This is a genomic window from Bradyrhizobium sp. SZCCHNS3016 (assembly GCF_032484535.1).
In the GTDB taxonomy this organism is placed as follows: Bacteria; Pseudomonadota; Alphaproteobacteria; order Rhizobiales; family Xanthobacteraceae; genus Bradyrhizobium.
In genome coordinates, this window is sequence record NZ_JAUETE010000005.1 from 123,996 (window position 1) to 149,574 (window position 25,579).

Annotated in this window: 24 protein-coding genes; 9 read left to right on the plus strand and 15 right to left on the minus strand. The window is 65.5% G+C overall.

The genetic code is table 11. From position 1 onward, the window contains the following. Positions 1 to 24: 24 nt before the first annotated feature. From cynS to QW881_RS12455, 7 genes are all read right to left on the minus strand, one after another. Positions 25 to 513 (minus strand): cyanase, encoded by a 489-nt coding sequence (gene cynS / locus QW881_RS12425; protein WP_315759034.1) that lies wholly within the window; start codon positions 511 to 513, stop codon positions 25 to 27. A 50-nt stretch (positions 514 to 563) separates the two neighbouring features. Beyond that, positions 564 to 1,466: an ABC transporter ATP-binding protein gene (locus tag QW881_RS12430; RefSeq protein ID WP_315759035.1), complete on the minus strand. Its 903-nt coding sequence runs from the start codon at positions 1,464 to 1,466 to the stop codon at positions 564 to 566. Between the two features lie 158 nt (positions 1,467 to 1,624). Further along, entirely contained in the window at positions 1,625 to 2,464 is an 840-nt protein-coding gene (gene ntrB, locus QW881_RS12435) for a nitrate ABC transporter permease (protein WP_316158403.1), read from the minus strand. A gap of 211 nt (positions 2,465 to 2,675) precedes the next feature. Continuing rightward, on the minus strand, positions 2,676 to 4,061 hold the full coding sequence (locus QW881_RS12440) for a CmpA/NrtA family ABC transporter substrate-binding protein (RefSeq protein WP_316158402.1): 1,386 nt from the start codon (positions 4,059 to 4,061) through the stop codon (positions 2,676 to 2,678). 96 nt (positions 4,062 to 4,157) lie between these two features. Beyond that, on the minus strand, positions 4,158 to 5,033 hold the full coding sequence (locus QW881_RS12445; protein WP_316158401.1) for a sulfurtransferase: 876 nt from the start codon (positions 5,031 to 5,033) through the stop codon (positions 4,158 to 4,160). A 49-nt stretch (positions 5,034 to 5,082) separates the two neighbouring features. After that, positions 5,083 to 6,204, minus strand: a complete 1,122-nt coding sequence (locus QW881_RS12450; protein WP_315759040.1) for an acyl-CoA dehydrogenase family protein — start codon at positions 6,202 to 6,204, stop codon at positions 5,083 to 5,085. Between the two features lie 34 nt (positions 6,205 to 6,238). Next, positions 6,239 to 6,781: an OsmC family protein gene (locus tag QW881_RS12455; protein WP_316158400.1), complete on the minus strand. Its 543-nt coding sequence runs from the start codon at positions 6,779 to 6,781 to the stop codon at positions 6,239 to 6,241. Between the two features lie 257 nt (positions 6,782 to 7,038). Here QW881_RS12455 and QW881_RS12460 point away from each other — a divergent pair, with 257 nt between their 5' ends. After that, on the plus strand, positions 7,039 to 7,719 hold the full coding sequence (locus QW881_RS12460; protein ID WP_315759043.1) for a TetR/AcrR family transcriptional regulator: 681 nt from the start codon (positions 7,039 to 7,041) through the stop codon (positions 7,717 to 7,719). A gap of 236 nt (positions 7,720 to 7,955) precedes the next feature. On the opposite strand, the gene QW881_RS12465 is transcribed toward QW881_RS12460, so the two are convergent. The 4 genes from QW881_RS12465 to QW881_RS12480 form a co-directional block, all read right to left on the minus strand. Then, a complete protein-coding gene (locus tag QW881_RS12465; protein WP_315737341.1) occupies positions 7,956 to 8,171 on the minus strand; it encodes a hypothetical protein in 216 nt (71 codons plus the stop codon). A gap of 39 nt (positions 8,172 to 8,210) precedes the next feature. Continuing rightward, on the minus strand, positions 8,211 to 9,329 hold the full coding sequence (locus QW881_RS12470) for a DUF2336 domain-containing protein (protein ID WP_316158399.1): 1,119 nt from the start codon (positions 9,327 to 9,329) through the stop codon (positions 8,211 to 8,213). 207 nt (positions 9,330 to 9,536) lie between these two features. Next, on the minus strand, positions 9,537 to 10,382 hold the full coding sequence (locus tag QW881_RS12475) for a hypothetical protein (RefSeq protein WP_316158398.1): 846 nt from the start codon (positions 10,380 to 10,382) through the stop codon (positions 9,537 to 9,539). 244 nt (positions 10,383 to 10,626) lie between these two features. Next, positions 10,627 to 11,826, minus strand: coding sequence for a TrmJ/YjtD family RNA methyltransferase (locus QW881_RS12480; protein WP_315759045.1), 1,200 nt, complete (start codon positions 11,824 to 11,826; stop codon positions 10,627 to 10,629). 300 nt (positions 11,827 to 12,126) lie between these two features. On the opposite strand from QW881_RS12480, the gene QW881_RS12485 reads away from it, so the two are divergent. Beyond that, positions 12,127 to 13,341 carry an NADP-dependent isocitrate dehydrogenase gene (locus QW881_RS12485; protein WP_315759047.1) on the plus strand — a complete coding sequence of 405 codons (1,215 nt, stop codon included), beginning with the start codon at positions 12,127 to 12,129 and terminating at the stop codon, positions 13,339 to 13,341. A gap of 98 nt (positions 13,342 to 13,439) precedes the next feature. Further along, positions 13,440 to 13,946, plus strand: a complete 507-nt coding sequence (locus tag QW881_RS12490) for a DUF3455 domain-containing protein (RefSeq protein ID WP_315759048.1) — start codon at positions 13,440 to 13,442, stop codon at positions 13,944 to 13,946. A gap of 6 nt (positions 13,947 to 13,952) precedes the next feature. On the opposite strand, the gene QW881_RS12495 is transcribed toward QW881_RS12490, so the two are convergent. Further along, complete coding sequence (locus QW881_RS12495) at positions 13,953 to 15,611, minus strand: copper resistance D family protein (RefSeq protein WP_316158397.1); 1,659 nt, start codon at positions 15,609 to 15,611, stop codon at positions 13,953 to 13,955. A gap of 2 nt (positions 15,612 to 15,613) precedes the next feature. Next, positions 15,614 to 15,979 (minus strand): copper resistance protein CopC, encoded by a 366-nt coding sequence (locus tag QW881_RS12500; RefSeq protein WP_316158396.1) that lies wholly within the window; start codon positions 15,977 to 15,979, stop codon positions 15,614 to 15,616. A 322-nt stretch (positions 15,980 to 16,301) separates the two neighbouring features. Between QW881_RS12500 and ilvD the strand changes: the two genes are divergently transcribed. The 3 genes from ilvD (at position 16,302) to QW881_RS12515 (ending at position 20,244) form a co-directional block, all read left to right on the plus strand. Further along, complete coding sequence (ilvD, locus tag QW881_RS12505; protein ID WP_315737333.1) at positions 16,302 to 18,143, plus strand: dihydroxy-acid dehydratase; 1,842 nt, start codon at positions 16,302 to 16,304, stop codon at positions 18,141 to 18,143. Between the two features lie 216 nt (positions 18,144 to 18,359). Next, entirely contained in the window at positions 18,360 to 19,325 is a 966-nt protein-coding gene (locus QW881_RS12510) for an amidohydrolase family protein (RefSeq protein ID WP_316158395.1), read from the plus strand. Positions 19,326 to 19,740: 415 nt separating this feature from the next. Continuing rightward, positions 19,741 to 20,244, plus strand: a complete 504-nt coding sequence (locus QW881_RS12515) for a hypothetical protein (RefSeq protein WP_316158394.1) — start codon at positions 19,741 to 19,743, stop codon at positions 20,242 to 20,244. A gap of 105 nt (positions 20,245 to 20,349) precedes the next feature. Here the strand turns inward: QW881_RS12515 and QW881_RS12520 are convergent, their stop codons facing one another. Both QW881_RS12520 and QW881_RS12525 read right to left on the minus strand, forming a co-directional pair. Then, the gene (locus tag QW881_RS12520; RefSeq protein WP_316158417.1) at positions 20,350 to 21,372 is read right to left on the minus strand and encodes a fatty acid desaturase; all 1,023 of its coding nucleotides are present in this window, start codon (positions 21,370 to 21,372) and stop codon (positions 20,350 to 20,352) included. Between the two features lie 445 nt (positions 21,373 to 21,817). Next, complete coding sequence (locus QW881_RS12525; protein WP_316158393.1) at positions 21,818 to 22,897, minus strand: AI-2E family transporter; 1,080 nt, start codon at positions 22,895 to 22,897, stop codon at positions 21,818 to 21,820. Positions 22,898 to 22,922: 25 nt separating this feature from the next. Here QW881_RS12525 and QW881_RS12530 point away from each other — a divergent pair, with 25 nt between their 5' ends. From QW881_RS12530 to QW881_RS12540, 3 genes are all read left to right on the plus strand, one after another. Continuing rightward, positions 22,923 to 23,108 (plus strand): hypothetical protein, encoded by a 186-nt coding sequence (locus QW881_RS12530; protein ID WP_315779724.1) that lies wholly within the window; start codon positions 22,923 to 22,925, stop codon positions 23,106 to 23,108. Positions 23,109 to 23,676: 568 nt separating this feature from the next. Next, positions 23,677 to 24,852 carry a transporter substrate-binding domain-containing protein gene (locus QW881_RS12535; RefSeq protein WP_316158392.1) on the plus strand — a complete coding sequence of 392 codons (1,176 nt, stop codon included), beginning with the start codon at positions 23,677 to 23,679 and terminating at the stop codon, positions 24,850 to 24,852. A 14-nt stretch (positions 24,853 to 24,866) separates the two neighbouring features. Continuing rightward, entirely contained in the window at positions 24,867 to 25,490 is a 624-nt protein-coding gene (locus tag QW881_RS12540) for an ANTAR domain-containing response regulator (RefSeq protein ID WP_315737327.1), read from the plus strand. The last annotated feature ends 89 nt before the right edge of the window (positions 25,491 to 25,579 follow it).

Below are 25,579 nucleotides of genomic sequence, written 5' to 3' on the forward strand. Positions count from 1 at the left end.
TCGCTACTCGCAATTCGCTACTCGCTATTCCTCTTTAAATCCATATTCTGGCACGTTGCCGCTGGCGCCGTAATATTTGTACGGCAGGAACTTGCCCGACATCGTGATCTTGACGCGGTCGCCCTTGGCATTGGGCAGGCGCTCCATCACCATGTCGAAATCGATCGCCGACATGATGCCGTCGCCGAATTCCTCCTGGATCAGCTCCTTCCAGGCCGGGCCGTTGATCATCACGAGCTCGTAGAAGCGATAGATGAGCGGATCGGTCGGCGGCATCTGCACGCCCTCGCCGCGCATCGGCGTCTCGTTCAGCATCGCGATCTCGGGCTTCGACAGGCCGAACAGCTCGCCCGCATTGGCGGCCTGCGGCTTGGTCAGCTTCATCTGGCCGAGGATGGCGCCGACGATCAGCACCTCGGAATAGCCGCCGATCGTCTCGCAGATGTACTTCCAGCTCCAGCCCTTCTCGCGCTTGATATCGAGCAGCTTCTCGGTGAGGTCGGATCGCTTCATGCTTGGTCTCCCTTGAGAGTCTTCGTTGATGGGTTTCTTCCGGCTGGGCGTCAGCGGGCGATCGCCTGCGGCGCGTCGTTCTCGACCGGGTTGGACGCGACGATCGTCGGCTCGCTGCGCCCGATCTTCACCACCGGCACCTTGCGCGGGTCGTAATCGGGCGTCTCGGCGGTGAAGGTCTTGCTGCGGCTGACCAGGAAGTCGATGATGTGGTTGCGCAGCGCGTAGTACAGCGGATGGCGGTGCAGGTCGCCGCGCAGCCGGTCCTTCGGCAGCGGGTTCTCGACGATCTCCGCCAGCACCGCGCCCGGCCCGTTGGTCATCAGCACGATCTTGTCGGCGAGATAGATCGCCTCATCGACATCGTGGGTGATCATGAACACGGTCTGGCCGGTCTCGACGCAGATGCGACGGACCTCGTCCTGCAGCGTGCCGCGCGTCAGCGCATCGAGCGCTGAGAACGGCTCGTCCATCAGCATGATCTTCGGCGTAATCGACAGCGCGCGGGCAATGCCGACGCGCTGCTTCATGCCGCCGGACAGCTCCGACGGCCGCTTGTGCTCCGAGCCGGCGAGGCCGACGAGCTCGATATATTTCAGCGCATGCGCCTTGACCTTGGCGCGGTCCCATTTGCGCCACTTCGACGAGACCGCATAGGCGACGTTGCCGAGCACCGTCCGCCATGGCAGCAACGCGTGGCTCTGGAAGATGACGGCGCGGTCGAGGCTCGGCCCCTCGATCGCCTGGCCGTCGACGATGACGGCGCCCTCGCTCGGCACGTCGAGGCCGGCAAGAACATTCAGCACCGTGGTCTTGCCGCAGCCGGAATGGCCGATCACGCAGACGAACTCGCCGCGCGCCATCGTGAGCCACAGGTTCTCGAAGATCGTCGTCGAGCGCGCCCCATCATAGCGCTTGGCGATCCCTTCGATGGAGATGAACTTGTCGGTCATAGGAAGGTCTTTCCGTTCCCTCCCCCCTTGTGGGGGAGGGTCTGGGAGGGGGGCCCCCCACGAAGACTCGCGCGTGGGGCACCCCCACCCCTAACCCCTCCCCGCAAGGGGGAGGGGAACGGAGTTGCGCACCTTGCAGCAGTTCGCCTGATCATGCCCTACTCCGGAAACGTCACGAGTCGCGAGACGCGGGCCAGCATCTGATCCAGCACCATGCCGACAAGGCCGATCAGCAGGATCGCGATGATCACGTTGGTGATCGAGAGGTTGTTCCACTCGTTCCAGACGAAGTAGCCGATGCCGGTGCCCCCGACGAGCATCTCGGCGGCGACGATGACGAGCCAGGCGATGCCGATCGAGATCCGCATGCCGGTGAGGATCGTCGGCGCCGCAGCCGGCAGGATGACCGTGAAGGCGCGGCGGAAATTCCCGACCTCGAGCGTGCGGGCGACGTTGATCCATTCCTTGCGCACGCTGGCGACGCCGAAGGCGGTGTTGATCAGCATCGGCCAGACGGAACAGATGAAGATCACGAAGATCGCCGACAGGCTGGAATCCTTGATGGTGTAGAGCGCCAGCGGCATCCAGGCGAGCGGCGAGATCGGCTTGAGAATCTGGATGAACGGATCGAGCGCCTTGCTCATCAAGGGCGACATGCCGATCAGGAAGCCGAGCGGGATCGCGACCGCGACCGCGATCAGGTAGCCGAGCATGACCCGCCCGAGCGAGAAGGCGAGCTGGATGCCGAGCCCCTTGTCGTTCGGACCATTGTCGTAGAACGGCCGCCGCAGATGCTCCCACAGCTTGGCGCCGACATCGAGCGGTCCGGGCATCGCCGACTTGCCCTGGGTGGCCGTCATGCCCATCAGCTTGGCGTATTCGGGGCTCATGTTGGCGGCCGTGCCCGTGCTGCGGGTGGCGATATGCCAGGCGCCGAGGAAGACGGCCAACAAGACGATCGAGACGACGGCGGCGCGCAGGCGGAGTGAGGCGGTCATGACGTCGCTCCACCCACGCTGTCGTCCCTGCGAACGCAGGGCCCCATAACCACCGTCGGCAGTTGGTGGAAACGATTGTCGCTACCGCCCCTGCCCCAAGACAGGTCACGGCGTATGGGTCCCCGCGTTCGCGGGGACGACACCGGTAGTGTGGTTGGCGGCGTGTTCATCACCATGGGTGTGGTCGGCAGCGTCGCCCTCGTCGCCCCCATCACGACGCCTTCTTGATCTTGAAGCTGGCGACGTAGTCGTCCGGCTTGGTCGGGTCGAACGGCTTGCCCATCACCGAGAACGATTTGTAGGAGTCCTTTGGCGGCGTCAGGCCCATGTCGGTCATGACCTTACGGGTGTCGGTGGCGAGATAGATCTGCTCGGCGACCGCCTTGTAGTCGACATCGCCCTTGATCTGGCCCCAGCGCTTCATCTGGGTCAGCATCCACACCGCAAAGGACTGCCACGGGAACGGATCGAAATCGACGCGCTTCGGATCGGTCTTCACCCCGCCGAGGCCGTCGGCATAGGTGCCGGTCAGCACCTGCTCCAGCACCGTCACCGGCGCATTGATGTAGTTGGCCGGCGCGATCGCCTCGGCGATCTGCTTGCGGTTCTCGGCCTTCGACGCATAGGCGGTGGCATCGACGATGGCGCGGGTCAGCGCGGCGAAGCTGTTCGGCGCGGCCGTGATGAACTCGCGGCTCGCCGCGAAGCTGCAGCAGGGGTGACCGTCCCAGATCTCCTTCGAGAGAATATGCAGGAAGCCGACGCCGTCAAAGATCGCACGCTGGCAGATGTTGTCCGGCGCGAGGAAGCCGTCGATGTTGTCGGCGCGCAGGTTCGCGACCATCTCCGGCGGCGGCACCGAGCGCAGTTGCACGTCGGTGTCGGGATCGAGGCCGTGCTCGGCGAGATAATAGCGCAAGAGATAATTGTGCATCGAATAGTCGAACGGAATGGCGAACTTCATGCCCTTCCAGTCCTTCGGGTCGCGTTTGTCCTTGTGCTTCATCGCAAGCACGATGCCCTGCCCGTTGATGTTCTCGATCGCGGGCACGGTAAACGGGATCGGCTGCGCGCCGAGTCCGAGTGAGATCGCGATCGGCATCGGTGCCAGCATGTGCGAGGCGTCGTATTCCTTGTTGATGGTCTTGTCGCGGATGACGGCCCAGCCGGCCGTCTTCACGACCTCGACGTTCAGGCCGGCCTTGGAATAAAAGCCGAGCGGCGCGGCCATGATGATCGGCGTCGCGCAGGTGATCGGGATGAAGCCGACCTTGAGATCCTTCTTCTCGGGCGCTCCCGCTTCGGCAAAGGCCTCGGTCGCCGTCTTCAGCGGAAAGAATTGTGAGACCGCGGCGAGCGCGGTGGCGGCGCCCACCGACTTCAGGAACGCGCGACGGGTGGCTGCTTCCGGAAACACCGCACGCAGCACGGCTGACGCGACCACGTTCTCGTAACGCTTCTCGGTGGAGTCCGCCACGGGCTCACAGCGCAGCGTCCGCACGGCGTGCTCGTGTTCGGCCGGACTGCGATGCTGGCCGCAGATACAACCGGCATTCACGCTGGCCTCGGCATCGAACGGATCATCGAAAATCGACATGTGCTGCGCCCCTTTGTCACACCTGCGCTGACTGCGCCTTCGAACTGCTCATCCGGCCGCATTTTTCAGCGGCCGGACGTGCATAACATGCAGCTTCTATGCCGCCTTGCTGGTCATCGCCGGCATCGGCAGACCTTCCTCGATCGGCAGCGACGGGTCGCGCGACCACTCGTTCCACGAGCCGAAGTACATCCGCACATCCTTCACGCCGGCGTTCTTCAGCGCCAGGAAGGTGTTCGACGCACGCGCACCCTTGAAGCAATAGAGATAGACCGGCGTCTCGGTGGTGATGCCGACGGTGGCGCATTCGGCGAGGATCTCGTCCTTCGACTTGAAGCGCGGACCTTCGGCGGTCGGCTTCATCATGCGGTACCATTCGAGCCAGACGGCGCCGGGGATGCGCCCCTTGCGCGGGCAGAAATCCTTGCCGTAGGGCGAGGAGGAATCGCCGATCCACTCGTCGACATCGCGGACATCGAGAATGGCGATGGCGGGATTGCCGACCGCCGCCAGCATGGCCTTGGCGTCGATCAGGATGCTGCCCGCCTCCGGCACGATCGCGAACGAGGCCTTGGCCGGCGACGGCACGTCGGTCGTCACCAGCATGCCAGCCGCGACCCAGGCATCGTAGCCGCCATGCAGCACCTTCACCTTGGGATAGCCGAGCATCGTCAGCAGGAAGTAGCCGCGGCACGACTGGCCGAAGCCGGAGTTCATCGACTGCTCGTAGACCACGGCGGTTTCCGTACCCGACAGGCCGGCTGCGCCGAACGCGTCGGCGAATTTCGTCTTCAGCTCCTCGATGCCTTCCGGCGTCGACGTTGCGAGGTAGGTGAAGATCTCGTGGACGTTGACGGCGCCGGGAAGATGTCCCGCAGCGTAGGCATCGGGATTGCGGGTGTCGATCACGACACACGGCTCGGTCTTGATGAATTCAGCGAGTTCGCCGGCAGGTATCAAAACGTCCGTCATGGCAGGCCTCTCCTGGTTGGATCTGTTGGTTTTGCCGTTCTCGCCGGCGTCAGCCGTCGGCGAGCATCTTGCGGAGCTGCTTGGTCGCGGGAGTCACGATCGCGACGAAATAGGCCTCGCGCAGGCGACGTTCGGCGCGATTGCCCTTGATGTAGCCGCGCGCTCCGCAATGGAGCATCGCGGCATGAGCCGCAGCGACGCTGGCCTCGCCGGCACGCAGGCGCAGCGCGACGACCTTGCGCCAGTAGGTTTCGTCGGTGTTGAACGGATCGCTGGCGAGCTCAGCAGTCTCCCTCGCGAGCTCGGCGGCGAGCGCGCTGAAGTCGACCGGCTGTTGCGGCAGATAGCGGTTGACATGGCCGAGCGGCGCCTCGACCTCCTGCATGATCTTGATGCAGTCCTTGATCAGGCCGAGCGCCATGCCGGCCTGCAGCAGGATGAAGCCGGCACGGATCTTCTTGACGAAGGGTCCTGCGGGATCGGCGAGGATCAATTCATCCGGCACGAACAGGTCGCGAAGCTGGATGCCGTAGGTCCCGGTGCCGTCCATCGCGAGGAACTGCTGGCACGGCTGCAGCGTCACCGCCGGGTCCGAACAGTCGACGATGAACATCACGATCTCGCCGGGCGCATCCTCGCGCTCGAAGATCGTGCCGAACATGTGGTCCGGCCCGAGATTGGAGACCCAGGGCAGCACGCCGCGCACGACGTAGCCGCCCTCCACTTTCCGGCCCTTCAGCTTGAGCTTCTCGATGCCGAAGAAGCTCTTCATCGGGTTGGAAAGGCCGGTGCCGCCGAGCAGCCTGCCGCTCGCGGCATCGTCGAGCAGACGCTTCTTGAGCGCCTTGTTGTCCGAATTGGCGATGTACCAGACCAGCGTGTTCTGGCACCACGCCATGAAGGCTGAAGCGCCGCAGACCTCGCCGATCGCCGAGATCGAGTCGATGGTGCAGTTGAGACCGGCCTTGCCGCTCTCAGGCACGTGGCTGCTCCACGCACCGACCTCGCCGAAGCGGCGGAGAACGTCAGCCGGATACACCGTTCCGGCGTCGATTCCGCTGGCCAGCGGCGCAAGCTCGTTGCGCGCGATCGCCGCGACCTGCTCCACAGTCGACGGCACGGGCATCACGCCCGCACTGTCGATCGCCAGATGCTGTCCGAGTGAACCCATGACGTCCTCCGCTCCACATGGCCTCGAGCCAGGCTCAGACGCCGACCTCGAGATTGACGGGACGCGTGAAGGTGTTGGCGACGGGCGACCACTTCTTCACGTGGTCGACCAGGGCCTGGACCTCCTCCTTGGAAATGCCTTCGCACTCCATGTCGACCTTGACGCGAACGTCGGTGAAGCCGACCGGCTTCTCGCTGATGTCGCCGGTGCCCCAGACCGCGGTGATGTTGAGATCGCCCTCGAGCTCCAGCTCCAGCTTGTTGACGATCCAGCCCCGATGCACGGCATTGGCGTGCAGACCGACGGCGAGGCAGGAGCCGAGCGCGGCCAGCGAGGCCTCCGACGGATTGGGCGCGGTGTCGTCACCGAGCAGGCCCGGCGGCTCGTCGACGATGTAGGGCGCGAGGTTGCGGATGTAGTTGGCGTGGCGGAACCTGCCTTCCGCCACGGTCTTGCACTTCAGGGTCTTGATGACCTTGGGGTTGGCCTTGCCGTTGACGATGAGCTGTTCAAGCCCGTTCTTGTCGATGGGTGCGAGGCAGCCCGTCAGCACCGTCTTCTGAACCACAGCGGTCATCTCATTTCTCTCCCTGGGATGAGGATACCGAACGGTCTGTATCCTGCACGAAGCGTGCCAGAGAGGCCGAAAATCAAAAGCCGGAATGATCCTCGCGGCTTACGCGATCAGGGCGGCGAGCGGCGCCCCGCCACGACCCAGCCGCTGCCCAAGCGCGATGCAGAATGCCGCCTCCAGCGATCAAATTGAGCGCAACGCTGCCTCGACCGCATCAGCAGCCTTGCTGACTCACGCGCACAGCGATTAAGCTCGTACACATGGGCAAGTCAGCTGCGGGCAAACAAACCGGCAAGAAGCAGGCGATCGCAAGGACGATCGCGGCCAGCGATGACGAATCCGCGCGTGGCCGTCTGCTCGGCGCCGCCACGCGGCTGTTCTGCAAGAACGGCATCAATGCCACCGGCATCGATGCGATCATCAGCGAGGCGGGCACCGCGAAGACCACGCTCTACAAGCTGTTCGGATCGAAGACCGCGCTCGTTACCGCCGTGCTCGAAAGCGAAGGCAAGCAGTGGCGCGAATGGTTCATCGCGGAAATGGAGAGCGGCGGCGGTGACGCCGAGACCAAGCTGGCACGCATCTTTCCGGCGCTGAAGAGCTGGTTCGGCGAGGAGCGCTTCTACGGCTGTCCCTTCATCAATGCGGTCGGCGAGCACGACAAGGACCAGAAGCAGTTTCGCACCATTGCGATGCGCCACAAGAAAGTGGTGCTGGCGCATATCGAGAAGCTCGCCCGTGAGATGGGCGCTGCCGAGCCGGAGAGCTTCTCGCATCAGCTCGCACTGCTGATCGACGGCGCGATCGTGGCGGCGATGGTGTCACGCAATCCTGAAGTCGCGGACACGGCCGGGCTGGCCGCGAAGGCGCTGATCGAGCCGGCGAAGCACAAGACGGGAAAGCGCGTCGGCAAGGCGGACACGCAGCTCGCCGCTGTGTGAAGCGGCCTGCTCGCCCTGAGTCCCACCCACCGTCATTCCGGGGCAAGGCCGCAGGCCTTGAACCCGGAATCTCGACCTTGTCTTGCGTCCATTCCTCACAATCTCGAGATTCCGGGTTCAATCGCGAACGCGCAAGCGCGTTGACGATTGCTCCGGAATGACGGCGGAATGGACGGGGAGGACGGAGCCGTCAACTCGTGACGCCGCGGAGCGCCCGTGCAAAGCCATCAATCGAACTAACGGAAGTAGTCTGTCACAAGCTTCACGTCGGCCTGATCCGCGACTGCGCCGTTCAGGCTCGAATCGATCACGCGGCGGCAGGCGGCGACCGCAGCCTCGTCGCCGAGCTCGTTGGCCGCTTCGAGCACATGCCAGGCCGCATCGACTGCCGCGCCGTCCGCAGGCGCCTCGCGATGGCCGAGCCGTTGCTCTCCGCGAAGAGGAAATCCCATGCCGCTCATCCGCGATCACCTCCGTCCGTCGCTGCAGGTTCAATACGCCGCGGCGCGCGGCGCGGACGCCTTGCCGCCTTTGCCTGGATTCTTGCGGGACTGATAGAATTCGAGCACGCTGCGCGACGTCTGCGACTGGAGCTTGGCATAGTTGCGCTCCAGCTCCTGCAGCTCGCCGGCCGTGATGCGATGTTCGCGGGCGCCGAGAAAGGCGAGCGCCATCATCGTATCCCAGGTAAAGCCAAGCGCCTTGGCGAGCATCAGCAGCATCTCACGGTTACGGTCGAACAAGGCGCGCTCGACGACGTCGACCGGCAGTCCCGACAGCAGCGCGAGGCCGATCGTCACCTCCTCGACCTTGTGTGCCGTCGCATAGCTGGCAATGGTGCTCTCGTGCAGATTGCCGAGGCGGTGCTGGATCGTCACGGTGCGCTTGGCGACGAAGTAGTTGCGCGAGCCGGGGCCGAACTTCGACTGCAGGTCGCCGGCGATGTTGGCGACCGAGCTACTGATCTCGCCAAGCAGCTCCGGCCGCTCCCCGGCCAGCCGCTTGCCGACATCGTCCGAGGCCTTGGCGATCAGTTGCTGGAACAGGTGGCGCGGGATGTCGAGCCGCCGGCCGAGATGCTCGGCGAGGATCGAGTCGTTCTCTGCTCGCTGGACCATGTGCAGGAAACCGGCACCGGAGAACTGGGCGCCCTGATTGCGCGCCACCGCCGTGGCGACGTCACGGTTGCCGCGCGTGGCCAGCACGTCGGTCACCGCCGGGCTCAGCGTTCGGCGTTCGGCGATCGCGAGCAGATGGTCCTGGCTCTTGGTGCTGGCGTTCTCGACCAGCGTGGCGTCATCGAGCCGCTCGGACTCGCGCAGCACTGGACCGGCGACCCAGATCTCGTCGTCGAAGGCCAGCTTGCGGATGACGCTGGCCGGCGAATATTCGATCCTGGCGAGGCGATCCGCAAGCTTGGCGCGCGCTTCGATCTCGATCTCGTCGGCGAGCCGGCCGATCACCTCGCCGAAGGTGGCGATCTCCTCCTCGCAGTAGCGCCCCGCGATCAGCAGGTCGGTCGCATGCCACAGCGCGCGCTCGCGGCTGTCGGCGGTCCCCCGCGCAATCGCATCCTCGAGGTCCCGCAACACCGATCTGGTTTCGTTCATGATGAAAGGCCGCACAGTTGCAACGATGAAAGGGCAATGCGCGGATCATAGCGTTCGAACCCGAGCGTTCCGTAACCCGCGCCGTGCGGATTTGACCGGGCATTTTCACTCAAATGCGCGCGTGGGCGTTAAGCATGCGGCCGGGGATCCGGTCGCGGCGCGATCGCCGCGCCGATCCGTTCTTCCCGCGCGAGCGACGCAGGACGCCTACGGCATGACGCGGAGCGCGCGCGCCTCAGCCTCGGCGACCGAGCGTTCGCGCGATGTCCACGGGCACTCGGCGAGAGCGCGGTCGATCAATTGCATGGCATCACGCTCACGACTCTGGTCGAGCATCAGCTCGCCGGCGAAGAAGCTCGCCTCGCAACGCCGTGCCCTGCGCGTGGCGGGAGCACCACGGTCGGCCGCCGCAAGCACAGCCTCTGTCGTCTCCTGCCCGAGGAAGAGACGGACGATCGGGGCCGGCCATTTGCCCATGTCGAGCCGCTTCGCGTGGTCGGCGAGCTCGCTCGGCAGGCCGGCGCGGCGGCGGGCCAGATCCAGCCACAGGGCCGCATCGGCATTGTGGGGATCGATCTCGCTGAGCCATCTGAAATCGTCGTGCGACTGCTCCAGAAGACCCGCCTGGAAGCTTGCGATCCCCAGCGCGCGATAGGCTTGCGCCCGGTAGCCGTTGCGCCCGAACGCCCGCCCGAAACCCGACCCCGGCTGCGGCTCGCTCTCGCGCAGATCAGGAGCGGCGCGATCGAATGCGGCAAGAAGACCGGCCGAGGACTGCTCGATGACGATCTTGTAGTCGTCGATCGCATGCTCGACGTCTCCCTTGCGGAAATAGGCTCCGGCGCGCGCGAAACGGGCCTCGATCACCTGCGGCGTCGCCGGCTTGCCGTGCTCGATCACCATGGTGCAACCGGCAATGCGCTCATCGGCGCCGAGATCGACCGCGGTCGTGCACCGCTTCGCGCCGGCTGCGTGGGCGCTTGCCGACAAGCCGAAGATCGAACCGATGATCAACGCACAACACAGAAACGAGCGCCATCGTCGCGTAGTCATGAATGCCCCCTTGGTCTTGCTCTTTGTGCTGCGATCTAACCAAAACCGATCGGGCAAACCACAATCTGGAATTGCGATCGCAAATCATCCTTCAGCCGGTGTAAACGGGATCGCAGACTCGGCCTGCCCTGGATGTTTGGATCAACTGCTACGGCGGTGTGAGCCACGCGACGGCTCAATCGGCGATTGCGCTCACGCGGGTAGCTGGCAGTCGGCGCCATGCAGCCGGCAATGCGACCGTCAGCTACTTCGCCTCGGCGATGAGCGCCTGCAGCCGCACCAGCTCGGCCTCGAGATTCCCTTCGACATCCGCCGCCTTCACTTCGGTGACGCGGTAGTCGCGGCTTTCCAGCCACGCCCGCCGTGCGCTGCGGTCGGCGACGACGCCCTCGCTCTCGTCGGGACCCACCAGCTCGATCGCCAGGCGGTGGATGAAGGAGACGAAGTCGGGGATGTGGCGGCCGACCGGGGTCTGGCGCTTGAACTGGCCGGCGAAGCGGCGGTCGCGCGACAGCGCGTGCCACAGCGCGCGCTCGGCGTCGGTCGGGTTGCGGCGGAGCAGCCGCGCCAGCCCGCGCAGCGAGCCGCGCGAATCCGGCAGGTTCGCCACCGTGCCCTGCTCGGCGATCAGGGCGCGCAGACGCGTCGCCTGCTCGCTGTCGAGCACGCCGCCCTTGGCCGGCCCCTTGCGCCCCTCGGCGATCGCCATGACCACGCCGTGCAGGGTGTGGATGTCCTGCCGCGACGGCTCCATGCGGAAGAAGATGTTGCGCAGGTTGACCAGCATGGTCTCGCGCTTCTCGGCGGGCCGCAGGAATTCGACCCGGTCGAGCTCGCGCACCAGATTCTCGAAGAACGCTTCCATCTGGTCTTGGGTGGCGCGCTCTGAGCGTTCGGGCATGGCGAAGGGCAGCGAGCCCGCTGTCACCAGCTTGAACCATTCATAGCCCATCAGCAGCACCGCCTGGGCGAGGTTGAGCGAGGCGAAGCCCGGGTTGACCGGATAGGTGACGATGCGGTTGGCGCGGGCGACCTCCTCGTTGGTCAGGCCCGCGCGCTCGCGGCCGAACAGGATGCCAGCCCGGCCGCCAGCGGCGATCTGGCCCTGCATCTCGCGGGCGGCCGCTTCCGGCCCCATCACCGGCTTGGCTTGGTCGTGGGCGCGGGCGGTGGTCGCAAACACGAGGTCGAGGTCGGCGATCGCCTCCGGCAGGGTGTCGAACAGCCGGACATGATCGATGATGTGGTCGGCCCCGGCGGCCGCCCGCTGGGCGGCGATGTTCGGCCAGCCGTCGCGCGGATTGACCAGGCGCAGCTCGGACAGCGCGAAATTGCCCATGGCGCGCGCCGCCATGCCGATGTTCTCACCGAGCTGCGGCTCGACCAGGATCACCACCGGGCCTGCAATCTCCAATCCCACCTTGGTCTTGTCGGTGCCCGACACGCTCAATCCTCGCCCTCTGAATCCGGTTGAAGCGCCCGCGGCGCGCCCTGCCCGCTCCGTTGACCTGACCGGAGAGAATTCTCAAGCAAAATAATCAGCTTAGCCAAGAATTTTAGGGTTTGCTCGAACCTGCAGGCCGGCCGGCAGCCGCCGTTGCCCACCGCATGAGCGGGCTGCGAAAATCAGCACCGGGCGCATACCGGGTGCGCTTCCGCCCGCGGTGCAGCAGTGCTATGACGCGCTTGATTTCACAAGCGCTTTCCACTCCTGGCGCGCTGTTCCCAAGAGGCCCCATCGATCATGGCAAAAATCAAGGTGACCAACCCGGTCGTCGAGCTCGACGGCGACGAGATGACCCGGATCATCTGGCAGTACATCAAGGACAAGCTGATCAACCCCTTCCTTGATATCGACCTGATGTATTTCGACCTGGGGATGGAGAGCCGCGACAAGACCAACGACCAGATCACGATCGATGCCGCCAACGCCATCAAGAAGGTCGGCGTCGGCGTCAAATGCGCCACCATCACCCCGGACGAGGCGCGCGTGAAGGAGTTCGGCCTCAAGGAGATGTGGAAGTCGCCGAACGGCACCATCCGCAACATCCTCGGCGGCGTCGTGTTCCGCGAGCCGATCATCTGCAAGAACGTGCCGCGCCTCGTTCCCGGCTGGACCAAGCCGATCATCATCGGCCGCCACGCCTATGGCGACCAGTACCGCGCCACCGACTTCAAGTTCCCCGGCAAGGGCGTGCTGACGATGAAGTTCGTCGGCGACGACGGCACCGTGATCGAGAAGGAAGTGTTCAGGGCGCCCGGCGCCGGCGTCGCGATGGAGATGTACAACCTCGACGAGTCGATCTACGACTTCGCTCGCGCCTCGCTCAACATGGGCCTCGCCAAGAACTATTCGGTCTACCTGTCGACCAAGAACACCATCCTGAAGGTCTATGACGGCCGCTTCAAGGACATCTTCCAGGAGGTGTACGACAAGGAGTTCAAGGACAAGTTCGAGGCCAAGAAGATCACCTATGAGCACCGCCTGATCGACGACATGGTCGCCGCGGCGCTGAAGTGGTCGGGCGGCTATGTCTGGGCCTGCAAGAACTATGACGGCGACGTGCAGTCCGACACCGTGGCCCAGGGCTACGGCTCGCTCGGCCTGATGACCTCGGTGCTGATGACCCCGGATGGCCAGACCGTCGAGGCCGAGGCCGCCCACGGCACGGTGACCCGCCATTTCCGCGAGCACCAGAAGGGCAAGGAGACCTCGACCAACTCGATCGCGTCGATCTTCGCCTGGACCCGCGGCCTGTCGCACCGCGCCAAGCTCGACAACAATGCCGAACTCGCGAAGTTCGCCGCCACCCTGGAGAAGGTCTGCGTCGACACCGTCGAGTCCGGCTACATGACCAAGGACCTCGCGCTCCTGGTCGGCGCCGACCAGCGCTGGCTGTCGACCACCGGCTTCCTCGACAAGATCGCCGAGAACCTGACCAAGGCGATGGCGGCGTAAGTTTCCCCACTTTCGCCTTCTGGTTTCGTCACCTATCAACGGGCCGCGCCACCAGCGTGGCCCGTTTCCGTTTTCCCCTGCCGTCGAGGAACCTGATCATGCGCTTGACCTCATCGCTCGCCCTGCTGTTGCTCGGGGCCCAGATCGGCTCCTCCCACGCCGCAGAGACCACGATTCCCGATGCGCTGGTCGCGGCCGGCGAAAAGGCCGTGCTGACGCTGCATGCCGAGGGCGCGCAGGTCTACGACTGCAAGACCGACAAGGACGGCAAGCTCGCCTGGACCTTCCGTGAGCCGATTGCCACCCTGTTGGCGGACGGCAAGACCGTCGGCCGGCACTACGCCGGCCCGAGCTGGGAGCACCAGGACGGCTCGATTGTCGGCGGCCGCGTGCAGGGCACCGCCATCGGCGCCACCGACAACGACATCCCCTGGCTGAAGCTCGCCGTCGTCTCCCACCGCGGCAGCAAGGGCGTGCTGTCGGACGTCACCACCGTGCAGCGGATCAACACCGCCGGCGGCAAGCTGGAAGGCACCTGCGACACCGCCGGGCAATTCCGCAGCGTCGCCTATTCCGCGGATTACGTGTTCCTGCGGAAGGAGTGAGGCTCGTTACGCCTCGCGATAATCCAGCAGGATCAGCCCGACCAGCACGAAGGCCACCGGCCAGACCCAGGCGGCGGCACGGCTGATGCGGCCGTCCAGCCGCAGCTCGAGCCAGCGCGCCCAGCCGGCGGTGATGCCGCACAGCGCCAGCGGCGTGTGGCTCATCTCGATCAGGAGCTGATCCTTGATGTTGGCGATGGCGTGCGAATGCGTCAGCAGCAGCGCGCCGCCGGCGGCGACCGTCAGCGGAAACACCAGCGCCGCCCGCCCCGCCTTCTGCCCACGCAGCCGCACCCTCCATTCGAACAGGCCGAACAGGACGATCAGCACCACGAACAGCCGGTGCTGCGCCACTTCGGGATCCCGCAACGAGGCCCAGAAGCCGATCGGGCCGAGCGGCCAGGCCATCTCGTCGGCGCGCAGGAACAGGAACGCCGCCATCCCCAGGAACAACAGCGGCCAGTGCCGGGCCCAGCGGCCCCAGGAGAAGCGCTCGATCAGCGCGAGCACGCCGATCAGCACGACGAAGATGCCCGCCCAATGGTGGTTGTATTCCGACCAGGCGATGTCGGCGGCGCTGCGCGGCAGGATCACGCCCTCGCCGGGGACATAGGCCTGCGGCGCGGTCACGCGCTGCGCGTCGGCGGCATCGATCCTGGCCTGGAGCTGCGAGATGGTGAGCTGGTCGACCGAGGGGCTCGTCAGCCGCGGCCATTGCGGCGCGGCGCGCGCGACGATCTCCTGCCAGCTCAGCCGGTCCTGGCTGAGATCGATGCCCGGCGGCAGCGAGGTCAGCGAGCCCGCGGTGAGCAGCACCGTCAGCCCGATGCCGAGCTCGACCTCGACGAAGCGCCTCATGCGCGAGAGCGGTGCGATGGGATCACGACGGCGCAGCCGCTCGACGGCGAAGAAGTTGGCTGCCCCGAGCGCGAGCAGCATCAGCAGCATCGCGACCTTGGCCGAGGTCATGACGCCGTAAGCGGTGCCGTAGATCGCCGCGAACGAGCCGAGATAGGCGATCGCCATCACGATGCCGCCGAGCACGATCGCCGCCACCGAGACCATCGACATCAGCGAGTAGCGCCGGCCGATCAGGCGCTGATCGTCATCCGCCTTGCAGCCGTTCAGCGCCATCAGGAAATACGGCAGGCCGCCGATCCAGACGCCGGCGCCGAGCATGTGCAGGAAGTCGGCGGCAAGCAGCGGCCAGCGCACCTCAAGCCGGCTCGCCGCGTGCGTCAGGTTGAGCTGCAGCAGCAGCGCTGAGATGGTCAGCACAGTCAGCGCCACGACGCGCCAGGCGGCCCAACTGCCGGTCCGGGCGAGCGCCGCGATGCCGAGCGCGCAGGCGGCAACGGCCATGCCGGAGCGGGCGAAATCCGCGCTCGCCGCCGCGCCGAGCGACAGGTCGAGCGTCCCGATCAGCGCCGCCATGTTGACCGCGAGCGAGGCCAGCACCACCGCGAACCAGCCGAATGCGCTTCGGCGCAGGAAACGCTGGCCGCGCTTGCCGACCACGATCGCGTCAGCGGACAGCCTGTCCTGCAGCGGGCGCAGCAGCAACAGCAGAAATGCCAAGCCGCCGATGGTGAAGGACTGTGCCAGCAAGGTCAGGCCGCGCAGCACCACCGAGAGATAGCCGAAGATGTCGAGCAACAGCGACACGGCTAGCGCACGTTGAAAGGAATGTCGCCGCGGGTGATGTGGCCATCGACGCTGAGCACCTGCCATTGCAGGTGCCAGGCGCCGGGGCTGAGCGCCTTGGCCTCGGCGTCGATCTCGTCGGCCGGCGCATCGACTGCCGGAGTAAGTGCCTGCTCGGCTCCGTCGGGCGCGCGCAGCTTCAGCCGCGAGCGGGCGTGATCGATGCGGCTGTTGAAGCGCAGCCGGATCATTGTCGCCTGCGTCTCGATGGTGCCGCCCGCCGCGGGCTGCGACGAGACGATGATGGCATGGGCCGAGGCGGCGCCGGGGGCAGCCAGAAGCAGCGCGGAAAGGGTCGGCAGGTGGCGGAAGCGGATGACGGACGGCATGGGACGCGCGGGCGGCGGAGGCTGCGGCAGGGACGTTCGGGGACAAGACCGGGACGAACAAAACTCGACCGTTCTAATCTAAGCGACCTTCCTGTTCCCGACGTAGCCACAAACGCGTGACCGGGGCCGGCCGGAACCTGCGGGAGCGGCACGAGGCCCCGGCCCTGCCCGGAGGGCATCCCGGAACAGCGAAATTTAGGGTCGAATCATCAAGCACTTCGCTGTATGCCTCGCCGCATCATTGCCGTCCGTCGGTTGTCGGGACCCTTTCCGCCCGCGGACCAACATTGCCTGATCCCGAGGAACGCCTAAGGAAACCACCATGCCCGCCTATCGCTCCCGTACCTCCACCCATGGCCGCAACATGGCCGGCGCCCGCGGCCTGTGGCGCGCCACCGGCATGACCAACGAGGATTTCGGCAAGCCGATCATCGCGGTCGTCAACTCCTTCACCCAGTTCGTGCCCGGCCATGTGCATCTGAAGGATCTCGGCCAGCTGGTCGCGCGCGAGATCGAGAAGGCCGGCGGCGTCGCCAAGGAGTTCGACACCATCGCGGTCGATGACGGCATCGCGATGGGCCATGACGGCATGCTCTACAGCCTGCCCTCGCGCGAGCTGATCGCCGACAGCGTCGAGTACATGGTCAACGCGCATTGCGCCGACGCCATGGTGTGCATCTCCAATTGCGACAAGATCACCCCTGGCATGCTGATGGCCGCGATGCGGCTCAACATTCCGGCCGTGTTCGTCTCGGGCGGCCCGATGGAGGCCGGCAAGGTCAACATCGCGGGCAAGCTGCGCAAGGTCGATCTGATCGACGCCATGGTGACCGCCGCCGACGACAAGGTGTCGGACGCGGATGTCGAGGTGATGGAGCGCTCGGCCTGCCCGACCTGCGGCTCCTGCTCCGGCATGTTCACGGCGAACTCGATGAACTGCCTGACCGAGGCGCTCGGCCTGTCCCTGCCCGGCAACGGCTCGGTGCTGGCAACCCATGCCGACCGCAAGGGCCTGTTCGTCGAGGCCGGCCATCTCGTCGTCGACCTCGCCCGCCGCTATTACGAGCAGGACGACGCATCCGTGCTCCCGCGCAACATCGCCAACTTCAAGGCGTTCGAGAACGCGATGAGCCTGGACATCGCGATGGGCGGCTCGACCAACACCGTGCTGCATCTGCTCGCCGCCGCGCATGAGGGGGAAATCCCGTTCACGATGACCGACATCGATCGCCTCTCGCGCAAGGTCCCTTGCCTGTGCAAGGTCGCGCCCGCTGTGGCCGACGTGCACATGGAGGACGTGCACCGCGCCGGCGGCGTGATGGGCATCCTCGGCGAGCTCGCCCGCGCCGGCCTGCTGCACACGGAATTGCCGAGCGTGCATTCGACTTCGCTGGCGGCTGCGCTGGAGCGTTGGGACATCCGCCGGACCGCGAGTGAGAGCGTGAAGAACTTCTATCAAGCCGCGCCCGGCGGCGTGCCGACGCAGGTCGCCTTCAGTCAGGACCGCCGCTACGAGGAGCTCGATCTCGACCGCGAGAAAGGCTGCATCCGCGACATCGAGCACGCCTATTCCAAGGACGGCGGCTTGGCCGTGCTGACCGGCAACATCGCGCGCGACGGCTGCATCGTGAAGACCGCGGGCGTCGATGCCTCGATCCTGAAGTTCTCGGGTCCTGCGCGCGTCATGGAGAGCCAGGACGCCGCGGTCGAAGCCATCCTGACCAACAAGATCAAGGCAGGCGACGTCGTCGTCATCATCTATGAGGGCCCGCGCGGCGGCCCGGGCATGCAGGAGATGCTGTATCCGACCAGCTATCTGAAGTCGAAGGGCCTCGGCAAAGCCTGTGCGCTGATCACCGACGGCCGCTTCTCCGGCGGCACCTCGGGGCTGTCGATCGGCCACGTCTCGCCGGAAGCTGCCGAGGGCGGCCTGATCGGCCTCGTCCAGGACGGCGACCGCATCGAGATCGACATCCCCAACCGCACCATCCATCTCGCAGTGTCGGATGAGGAGCTCGCCAACCGCCGCGCAGCGATGGCGGCGAAGGGCGATCAAGCCTGGAAGCCGAAGACGCGCGCCCGCAAGGTCTCGACCGCGCTGAAAGCCTATGCGGCGTTCGCGTCGAGCGCCGCCAAGGGCGCCGTGCGCATCGTCAAGGAGTAAGACCGATCTGTTCGGTCGGCAGCACCGGTCCTTTCCGACCGGTTGCTGCGGCCGGCGGCCGCGGCCTCACCATAGACTTCCTCGTCTCGCTCTCGTCCTGCGAACAGCCATGCCGCACTTCGTTGTTGCCCACTGACGACAGCGGGTTCAGGCTCCCTTCATCGACAATGAGCGCGTCAGCCACAATGCACGCGCCAAGCCCTGGGAAGGATCGCCATGCTGAACCGCCGCAGCCTGCTGCTCGCCTCGCTTGCCGCCGGAGTGACGATGACCACGACAGCCGCGCGCGCCAAGCCGGCGCAACCTTCGACCCCGATCGATTTCGACGTGCCGCCACAGGCCTGCGACTGCCACACCCACATCCACGGCGACCCCGAAAAATTTCCGTTTGCGGCGAGCCGGGTCTACACGCCGGAGCCGGCCCTGCCCGACGAGATGGCGGCGCTGCACAGGGCTCTACATATCCAGCGCGTGGTGATCGTGACGCCGAGCGTCTACGGCACCGACAACTCTGCGACGCTGTACGGCATGAAGGCGCGCGGCAATGACGCGCGCGGCGTCGCGGTCATCGACGACAAGACCACCGAGGCGCAATTGGATGCCATGCATGCCGAGGGCTTCCGCGGCATCCGCCTCAATCTCGCGACCGGTGGCATCAACGACCCCAATGTCGGCCGCGCCCGCTTCCAGGCCGCGGTCGAGCGGATGAAGGCGCGCGGCTGGCATGTCCAGCTCTACACCAACACGGCGATGATCGCGGCCATCAAGGACCTCGTGATGCAATCGCCCGTGACGGCCGTGTTCGATCATTTCGGCGGCGCGCAGGCTGATCTCGGCCTCGGGCAGCCGGGCTTTGCCGATCTGGTCGAGCTCGTCCGCAGCGGCAAGGCCTATGTGAAGATCTCCGGCGCCTACCGCGCCTCGACCCGCGGTCCCGACTACACCGATGTGATCCCGTTCGCGAAGGCCCTGATCGAAGCCAACCCGGACCGCATCGTCTGGGGCACCGACTGGCCCCACCCGGATTTGTCGCCGCATCCCGAACTGAAGGTCACGGATATCAGGCCCTTCTATCCCATCGACGACGGCCGCCTGATGAACCAGCTCCCGGTCTGGGCGCCGGACGCCGCGGTCCGCAAGAAGATCCTGGTCGATAATCCGGCGAAGCTGTACGGGTTTTGATGGCGTTGTTAGTCCGTAGGGCGGGTTAGCGCAGCGTAACCCGCCGCACGATGCTACGCCGCCCTGAAGACCTACGCCGCGTTCGCCTCAAGCGCCGCGAAGGGCGCCGTGCGCGTGGTGAGGGATTGAGCCTTTAGCCCGCAGGACGGACAAGGCATCTGCCTTCGCTCGACAGAGTGAAGGAAGATGCATGCCTGCCGTCCTACTATGAGGTCGATTACTACGACCGACGGGCGGTGGGCACGGCGCGTCCGCTGACACTCCGCACCAGCCTTTTACTCAATCTGAAATTGCATTCCACTCGTGATGGTTGATTCAGATCAACGCCCGATCTAGCGCCGTGCCGATACTGCGTCAGCATAGGGCCGCACGTGTCCCGGCGGTCACGCCCGGCCCGCATGGATGGGAGACGATCATGTCACAAAAGCCGCTCCTCGACGAGCCGCGCCTCGCCTACCAGATCATCGTCACTGCGCCGGGCACGAAATCGCAGAACTGGCACGGCGTGCTGTACGATCAGAAAGGCGAGCCCGTGACGATCGCCGCCGGCGCGACGGTCAAGACCGGCGTCGGCGTGTTCGTCGGCGTCCCCGAGGACCGTCCTTTCCATCCCTTTGGTGCGATCCACGCCGACACCATCGCCTGGATGAAGACGGCGCAGGGCAACGTCATCATGGACACCGAGCCCTGGGCCTACCGGCTTCATGTCGGCGCGGAAGGCTCCAAGAACGAAGGCTGGCAGGGCGAGTTGCTGCATGGTCGGGGTGTGGTCGGGCCCCAGCCCGGCAACTTTGAAACGCCGATGGGACCGTTCATCTGGTTGGAACGGACTCACCCCTGGGGCCTCGGCGGCTGGTTCCACGCATCCTGGTCGGCGGCCCAACGACAGGCACCGGCCAAACAAAGCGGCGCGGCCTGAGACGCGCGCGGTCGTCGCGCCTGGGTTTCCATCTGACGGCTCAATCCGCCGGCTCAGAACTTGTATGTGGCCAGGTCGTTCGCGCGCCTCTGCCTAATCTACGTACTATGGTTGTGGCCCAGCGAGCTTCGGTGTCGTTGTCCGAAGCTCCAATGCTCCCGCTCCGGCGTCGCGGAACGACACCAGCCGGCGCTGCGACTCGTCCCACAGCACCAGCCGGACGCAGCGCAGGCTCTCCGGCAGCGTGATGCGGCCGATCTCGCGTAGCTCGGGATGATCGCGCAGCACGACCGGCAGCCGGTAATAGGGAATCCGGCTCGAGAGATGGTGGACGTGGTGGATGCCGATATTGGCAGTCAGCCAGTGCAACCATCCCGGCAGGTCGTAATGTGAGCTGCCGTAGAGCGCGGCCTGCTGCATCGTCCAGCGCTCGTCCCGCTCCCAGACGGTGTGCTCGAACTGATGCTGGACATAGAACAGCCACACGCCGGCCATGGCGGCGAGCAGCATGATCGGGAGATGCACGACCAGGAACGCCTGGATGCCGATGAGCCACATCAGCCCGGCAACCACCAGGGCAATGCCGAAATTGGTGGCCATCGTGCTGATCCAGGGCGACCAGCCGGCCCGCATGAGACCGAACGGCAGACGGTGCTGCAGGAAGAACAAATACGCAGGCCCTGCCACGAACATGACCAGCGGGTGGCGGTACAGCCGGTAGCGCAGCCGCGCCCAGGCCGACCGCGCCTGATATTCCCGCACGGTCAACGTATCGATGTCGCCGATTCCGCGCCGATCGAGGTTGCCGCTGGTGGCGTGGTGGATCGCATGGGTGCGCCGCCACCAGTCGTAGGGCGTCAGGGTCAGCACGCCGAGGACACGGCCGACCCAGTCGTTCGCCTGACGCCCGGCGAAGAAGGTGCCATGGCCGCAATCGTGCTGGATCATGAACAGACGCACCAGGAAACCGCCGGCGGGGATCGCGATGAGCAACGACGCCCAGGCATGGCCGAGCGAGAACGCGAACCAGGCGGCCGTCCACAGGGCCACCAGCGGCACGGCGGTGATCACCAGCTCGGTCACGCTGCGCAGGCGGTTTGGCGTGCGGTAGCTGCTGAGAATCTGCATCCAGTAGCGGGCATCGGCCGCGGCGCGGCCCTCGTTATCGCCGGCGCGCAGCGTGGCGCGGTCCTTGGGCGGCACAATCGCCATCGCGACTGGCTGATCGAACTGCAATGTCGTCTCCACCTTGTGTTCTTGGCGATCGCGCATGGCGAGACCGCGGCCAAATGGACCCCTGCGGACCGCCGAACGGGCTGCAGGAGTTCGAAATCACGAGCTATCGTCGGTTTAACCGCCGTCGAAGCCAAATGGTTCATCGTGCGCCTGACAACGAACCGCTCTGGAAGAGAAAGTCTGGGACGTGGACGCCCGTCAGGAGACAGGTAAAGAGCGCGTGCGGCGGATCACTGGAACTTAACCCGTCGAACGCCTCATGGCTAGGAGAGGACGGGTTACGATCCGTTAATCCGCCCGATGAAATGCGCGCTCCACATTGTGCACCGCGTTCCCCTCATCCCGTCCCGCGCGTGGCATCCGGCGCCAAGGCCCTCTCACAGCGCGAGGTCGAGAAGATGTCCCAGATCGCGATGAACATTGCCGCGATCACCGGCCCGATGACGAACCCGTTGAGGCCGAATGCCTCGATCCCGCCCAATGTCGAAATCAGCACCACATAGTCGGGCATCTTGGTGTCCTGTCCGACCAGGATCGGACGCAGGACATTGTCGACGAGACCGATGACGAGGGCGCCATAGGCGATCAGGACCACGCCCTGCCAGATCGATCCGGTGGCAAGAAGATAGAGCGCGACCGGAAACCAGACGAGGCCCGCTCCCACTGCCGGAAGCAAGGACAGGAAGGCCATCACGACTGCCCACAGCAGGGGCGCGTTGATGCCGAGGAACCAGAACATCAGGCCGCCCAGCGCGCCTTGCGCCAGAGCGACGAGCAGACTGCCCTTCACCGTCGCGCGGATGACCACGGTGAACTTCCGCAGCAGCGCATCGCGTTGCTCCGGGCGCAGGGGAATGGCGCTCTTGATGCGCTCGGATAGCGTCTCTTCGTCACGCAGCAGGAAGAACAGCAGATAGACCATGATGAACAGATTGACGAAGACTTCGAACGTACCCTGTCCGATCACGAGCGCCTGGCTCGCAATGACCTCGCTGCCCTTCAGCAGGACGGCCGACAGCTTGCCCTTCATTCCGGCGAGGCTGCCGAGTCCGAAGCGATTGAGCAGATCGACCACCCATGTCGGAAGCGCGGCCAGCATCTTCTGGAAGTACTGTCCAATGTCGAGCTGACCGGACTGCATCTGTTTGTAGACTCCGGAGGCCTCCTGCGCCAGCGACGCCCCGATCAGCGACAGCGGAAGGATGACGATCACGACGAAGATCAACACCACGACGGCCGCCGCCAGGCCGTGTCGGCCGTGCATCGACCGCGCCAACCAACGGTGCAGCGGAACGAAGACGATGACGCCGATGACGCCCCACAGAACCGCGCCGTAGAACGGCAGCAGGATCCACCCGAACATCAGCGATATCGCGACGAGCAAGAGAAGCAGGGCTCGGTCTTCGAGGCTACGCATCTGGCTTTCCTAGCGGACCGGGACCATGAGTTGGACCGTTCCTTCCTCCACGGCGGACGGTTTGCCGCTTGGTCGCGAGATGGTCAACGTTCGAATTCGACTTTGGCCCCTGCCACGACGCGACGTTGCCGGCGAAAACATGCTCCAGAACGCCGAATTTGTCTGCCGTTCCAGCAACAACGCCGATTTCAAGAGCCTGCTCGAAAAATAAAACGCTTCTGAAAATCAGCAAATCAGGCGTATAAGGTCCGCGTTCCGGTCCGGATGAGGGGCGTACGCGTCGTCACGAAACGTGGGCCGGCAATGCGGTGGACGCGAGGGCATCGGCGCGCATCTGTGCGGACGAGCGATGCGCTTCGCGGACGTGAAATCGCGTGGTCCTGGCCTCCCGGTGCTGAGGCTGGAGGTTGCGGAGTCCTGATGAGCTCTGCGATCGACGGGGTCAATCAAGCCGGTCCCCGGGGAGATCGCGTATAAGCGTTAAAACCACCGCGCAGGGAATGCCGGGATGTCTCGGCTGACCTGTGGTGACTGCCGCCTGCTTTTTTCTGCAGGCGGGCCATGGGTGCGGCCAGCGCCCGGCATTCCCTGCGCCCTCATCAGTTCACGAGGGCCCGTCTGCCGCATGATCCGGACGCCCTGGCGTCGCGGCGATGCTGCGGCTTGCCTGATCGGATCCCCGCCTGCGGCCCCGCCCCCGGTTGCCAACCGCACGGCGAGCCGCAATAGTCCGCGCTTCCGAGCCGGCCCGACCGGCCCGTTGACCTGGAGGCATGATGATGACGACGAGACCGGCCGCAAAATCATCCGACAAGGATGTCTGGCGCGTCGGCGTGCTGTTCTCGCGCAGCGGCCTGATGGAGGTCACGGAGTCCGAGCACTTCTTCGGCACCGCGCTGGCGATCCAGGAGATCAACCGGGACGGCGGCGTGCTCGGCCGCGAGATCGAGGTCATCGCCTATGATCCAGGCTCGCAGCCGGAAACGTTCCGCAAGCTCGCCGACCGCCTGCTCACCGAGGACGGCGCTTCCGTGATCTTCGGCTGCTCGACCTCGGCCGAGCGCAAGGCGGTGCTGCCGGCGATTGAACGCCGCAACGGCCTCCTCTGGTACCCGTCGCTCTACGAGGGTTTTGAATATTCGCCGAACGTGATCTACACCGGGCCGGCGCCGAACCAGAACGCGTTCCAGCTCGCCGAATACATCGTGCGCAAGCACGGTCCGCGCGTCTATCTGATCGGATCGGACTACATCTATCCGCGCGAATCCAACCGCATCATGCGCGACCTCGTCGAGTCCTATGCCGGCCGCGTCGTCGGCGAGCAATATGTGACGATGGAGGCTGGAGACGCCGAGCTCGCACGCGGCCTCGACGCCATCAGGAACGCCGCGCCCGACGTCGTGTTCTCGACCATCGTCGGCCGTACCGCGCAGCGCTTCTACCGGATGTATGCGCAGGCGGGCTTCGATCCGAAGCGGCTGCCCATCGCCAGTCTCACAATGGCTGAAGGCGAGGTCCGCGCCATCGGCGCCGAATACTGCGCGGGTCACCTCACCGCGGCGAGCTATTTCGGTACGCTCGCGCGCGACAGCAACGACCGCTTCAAGGCGGCGTTCGCGGCCGCCTTCGGCCCCGACAAGCCGGTCAGCATGTGGAGCGCCTCGGCCTATGCGCAGATCAAGCTGTTCGCGCTGGCGCTGGCGCAGGCGGGCAGCCTCGACACCCAGAAGCTGGTGGAAGCTGCGCTCGGCCTCAGCCTCGATGCGCCGGAGGGACCGATCCGGATCGATCCCGACAACAACCATGTCTGGGTGACGCCGCGCATCGGGCGCGTGCGCGCCGACGGCCAGTTCGACATCGTCTGGGAGAGCAAGAGTCCGATCAAGCCCGATCCCTATCTTTCGGTGTCGCCGATCGGCGGCCGCTGGCTGAGCGAAGAGGCGCTGTCGGCATGAGGCCGGATGACCGCATGAAGCCCGGCGTGCGCCGCCTCATCGAGGAGCTGCGCGGCGCGCGCGTGCTGGTGATCCATCCGCGCGACGCCGAGGGGGACGCGCTGATCGACCAGCTCAAGCGCATCGGCTGCAACGTGCGCGGCGTATGGCCGCCGCCGGCCGCGATCCCACACGACATCGACACGGTGTTCCAGCTGATCGAGACCTCGGAGGAGATGATCTTTCCGGAAGGCACCAGCGATCATCCCCTCACCTTCATCGCCATCGTCGACTACGAGAACCCGACCATCCTGAAGCGACTGCTCGACAGCAATGCACATGGCGTCGTCAACAAGCCGATCCGCTCGTTCGGCATCCTGTCGTCGCTGGTGCTGGCGCGCTCGCTGCGCGGCTACACGCGCCGCCTCGAGGGCAAGGTGCAGAAGCTCGAGGAGACCTTGAAGGCGCGGCGCGACGTCGACAAGGCGGTGAAGATCCTGATGGGGCTGAAGCAGGTCGGCGAGGTCGAGGCTTACGAGCTGATCCGCGCGCAGGCGACGCAGAAGCGCGTCGCCATGGCCGACATCGCAATCTCCATCATCAATGCACAGGAGACGCTCGGAGGACTGGGGGTGCTGGATGCGCCGGCCTCGCGCTGAGCGGGTGTTTCCGCGCTCATGCGTTGGGCAGCCGCGGCCCGAAATTTTTGCAGCCGATGGCGTTGACTTCGTATCAAGCATGGGAATTA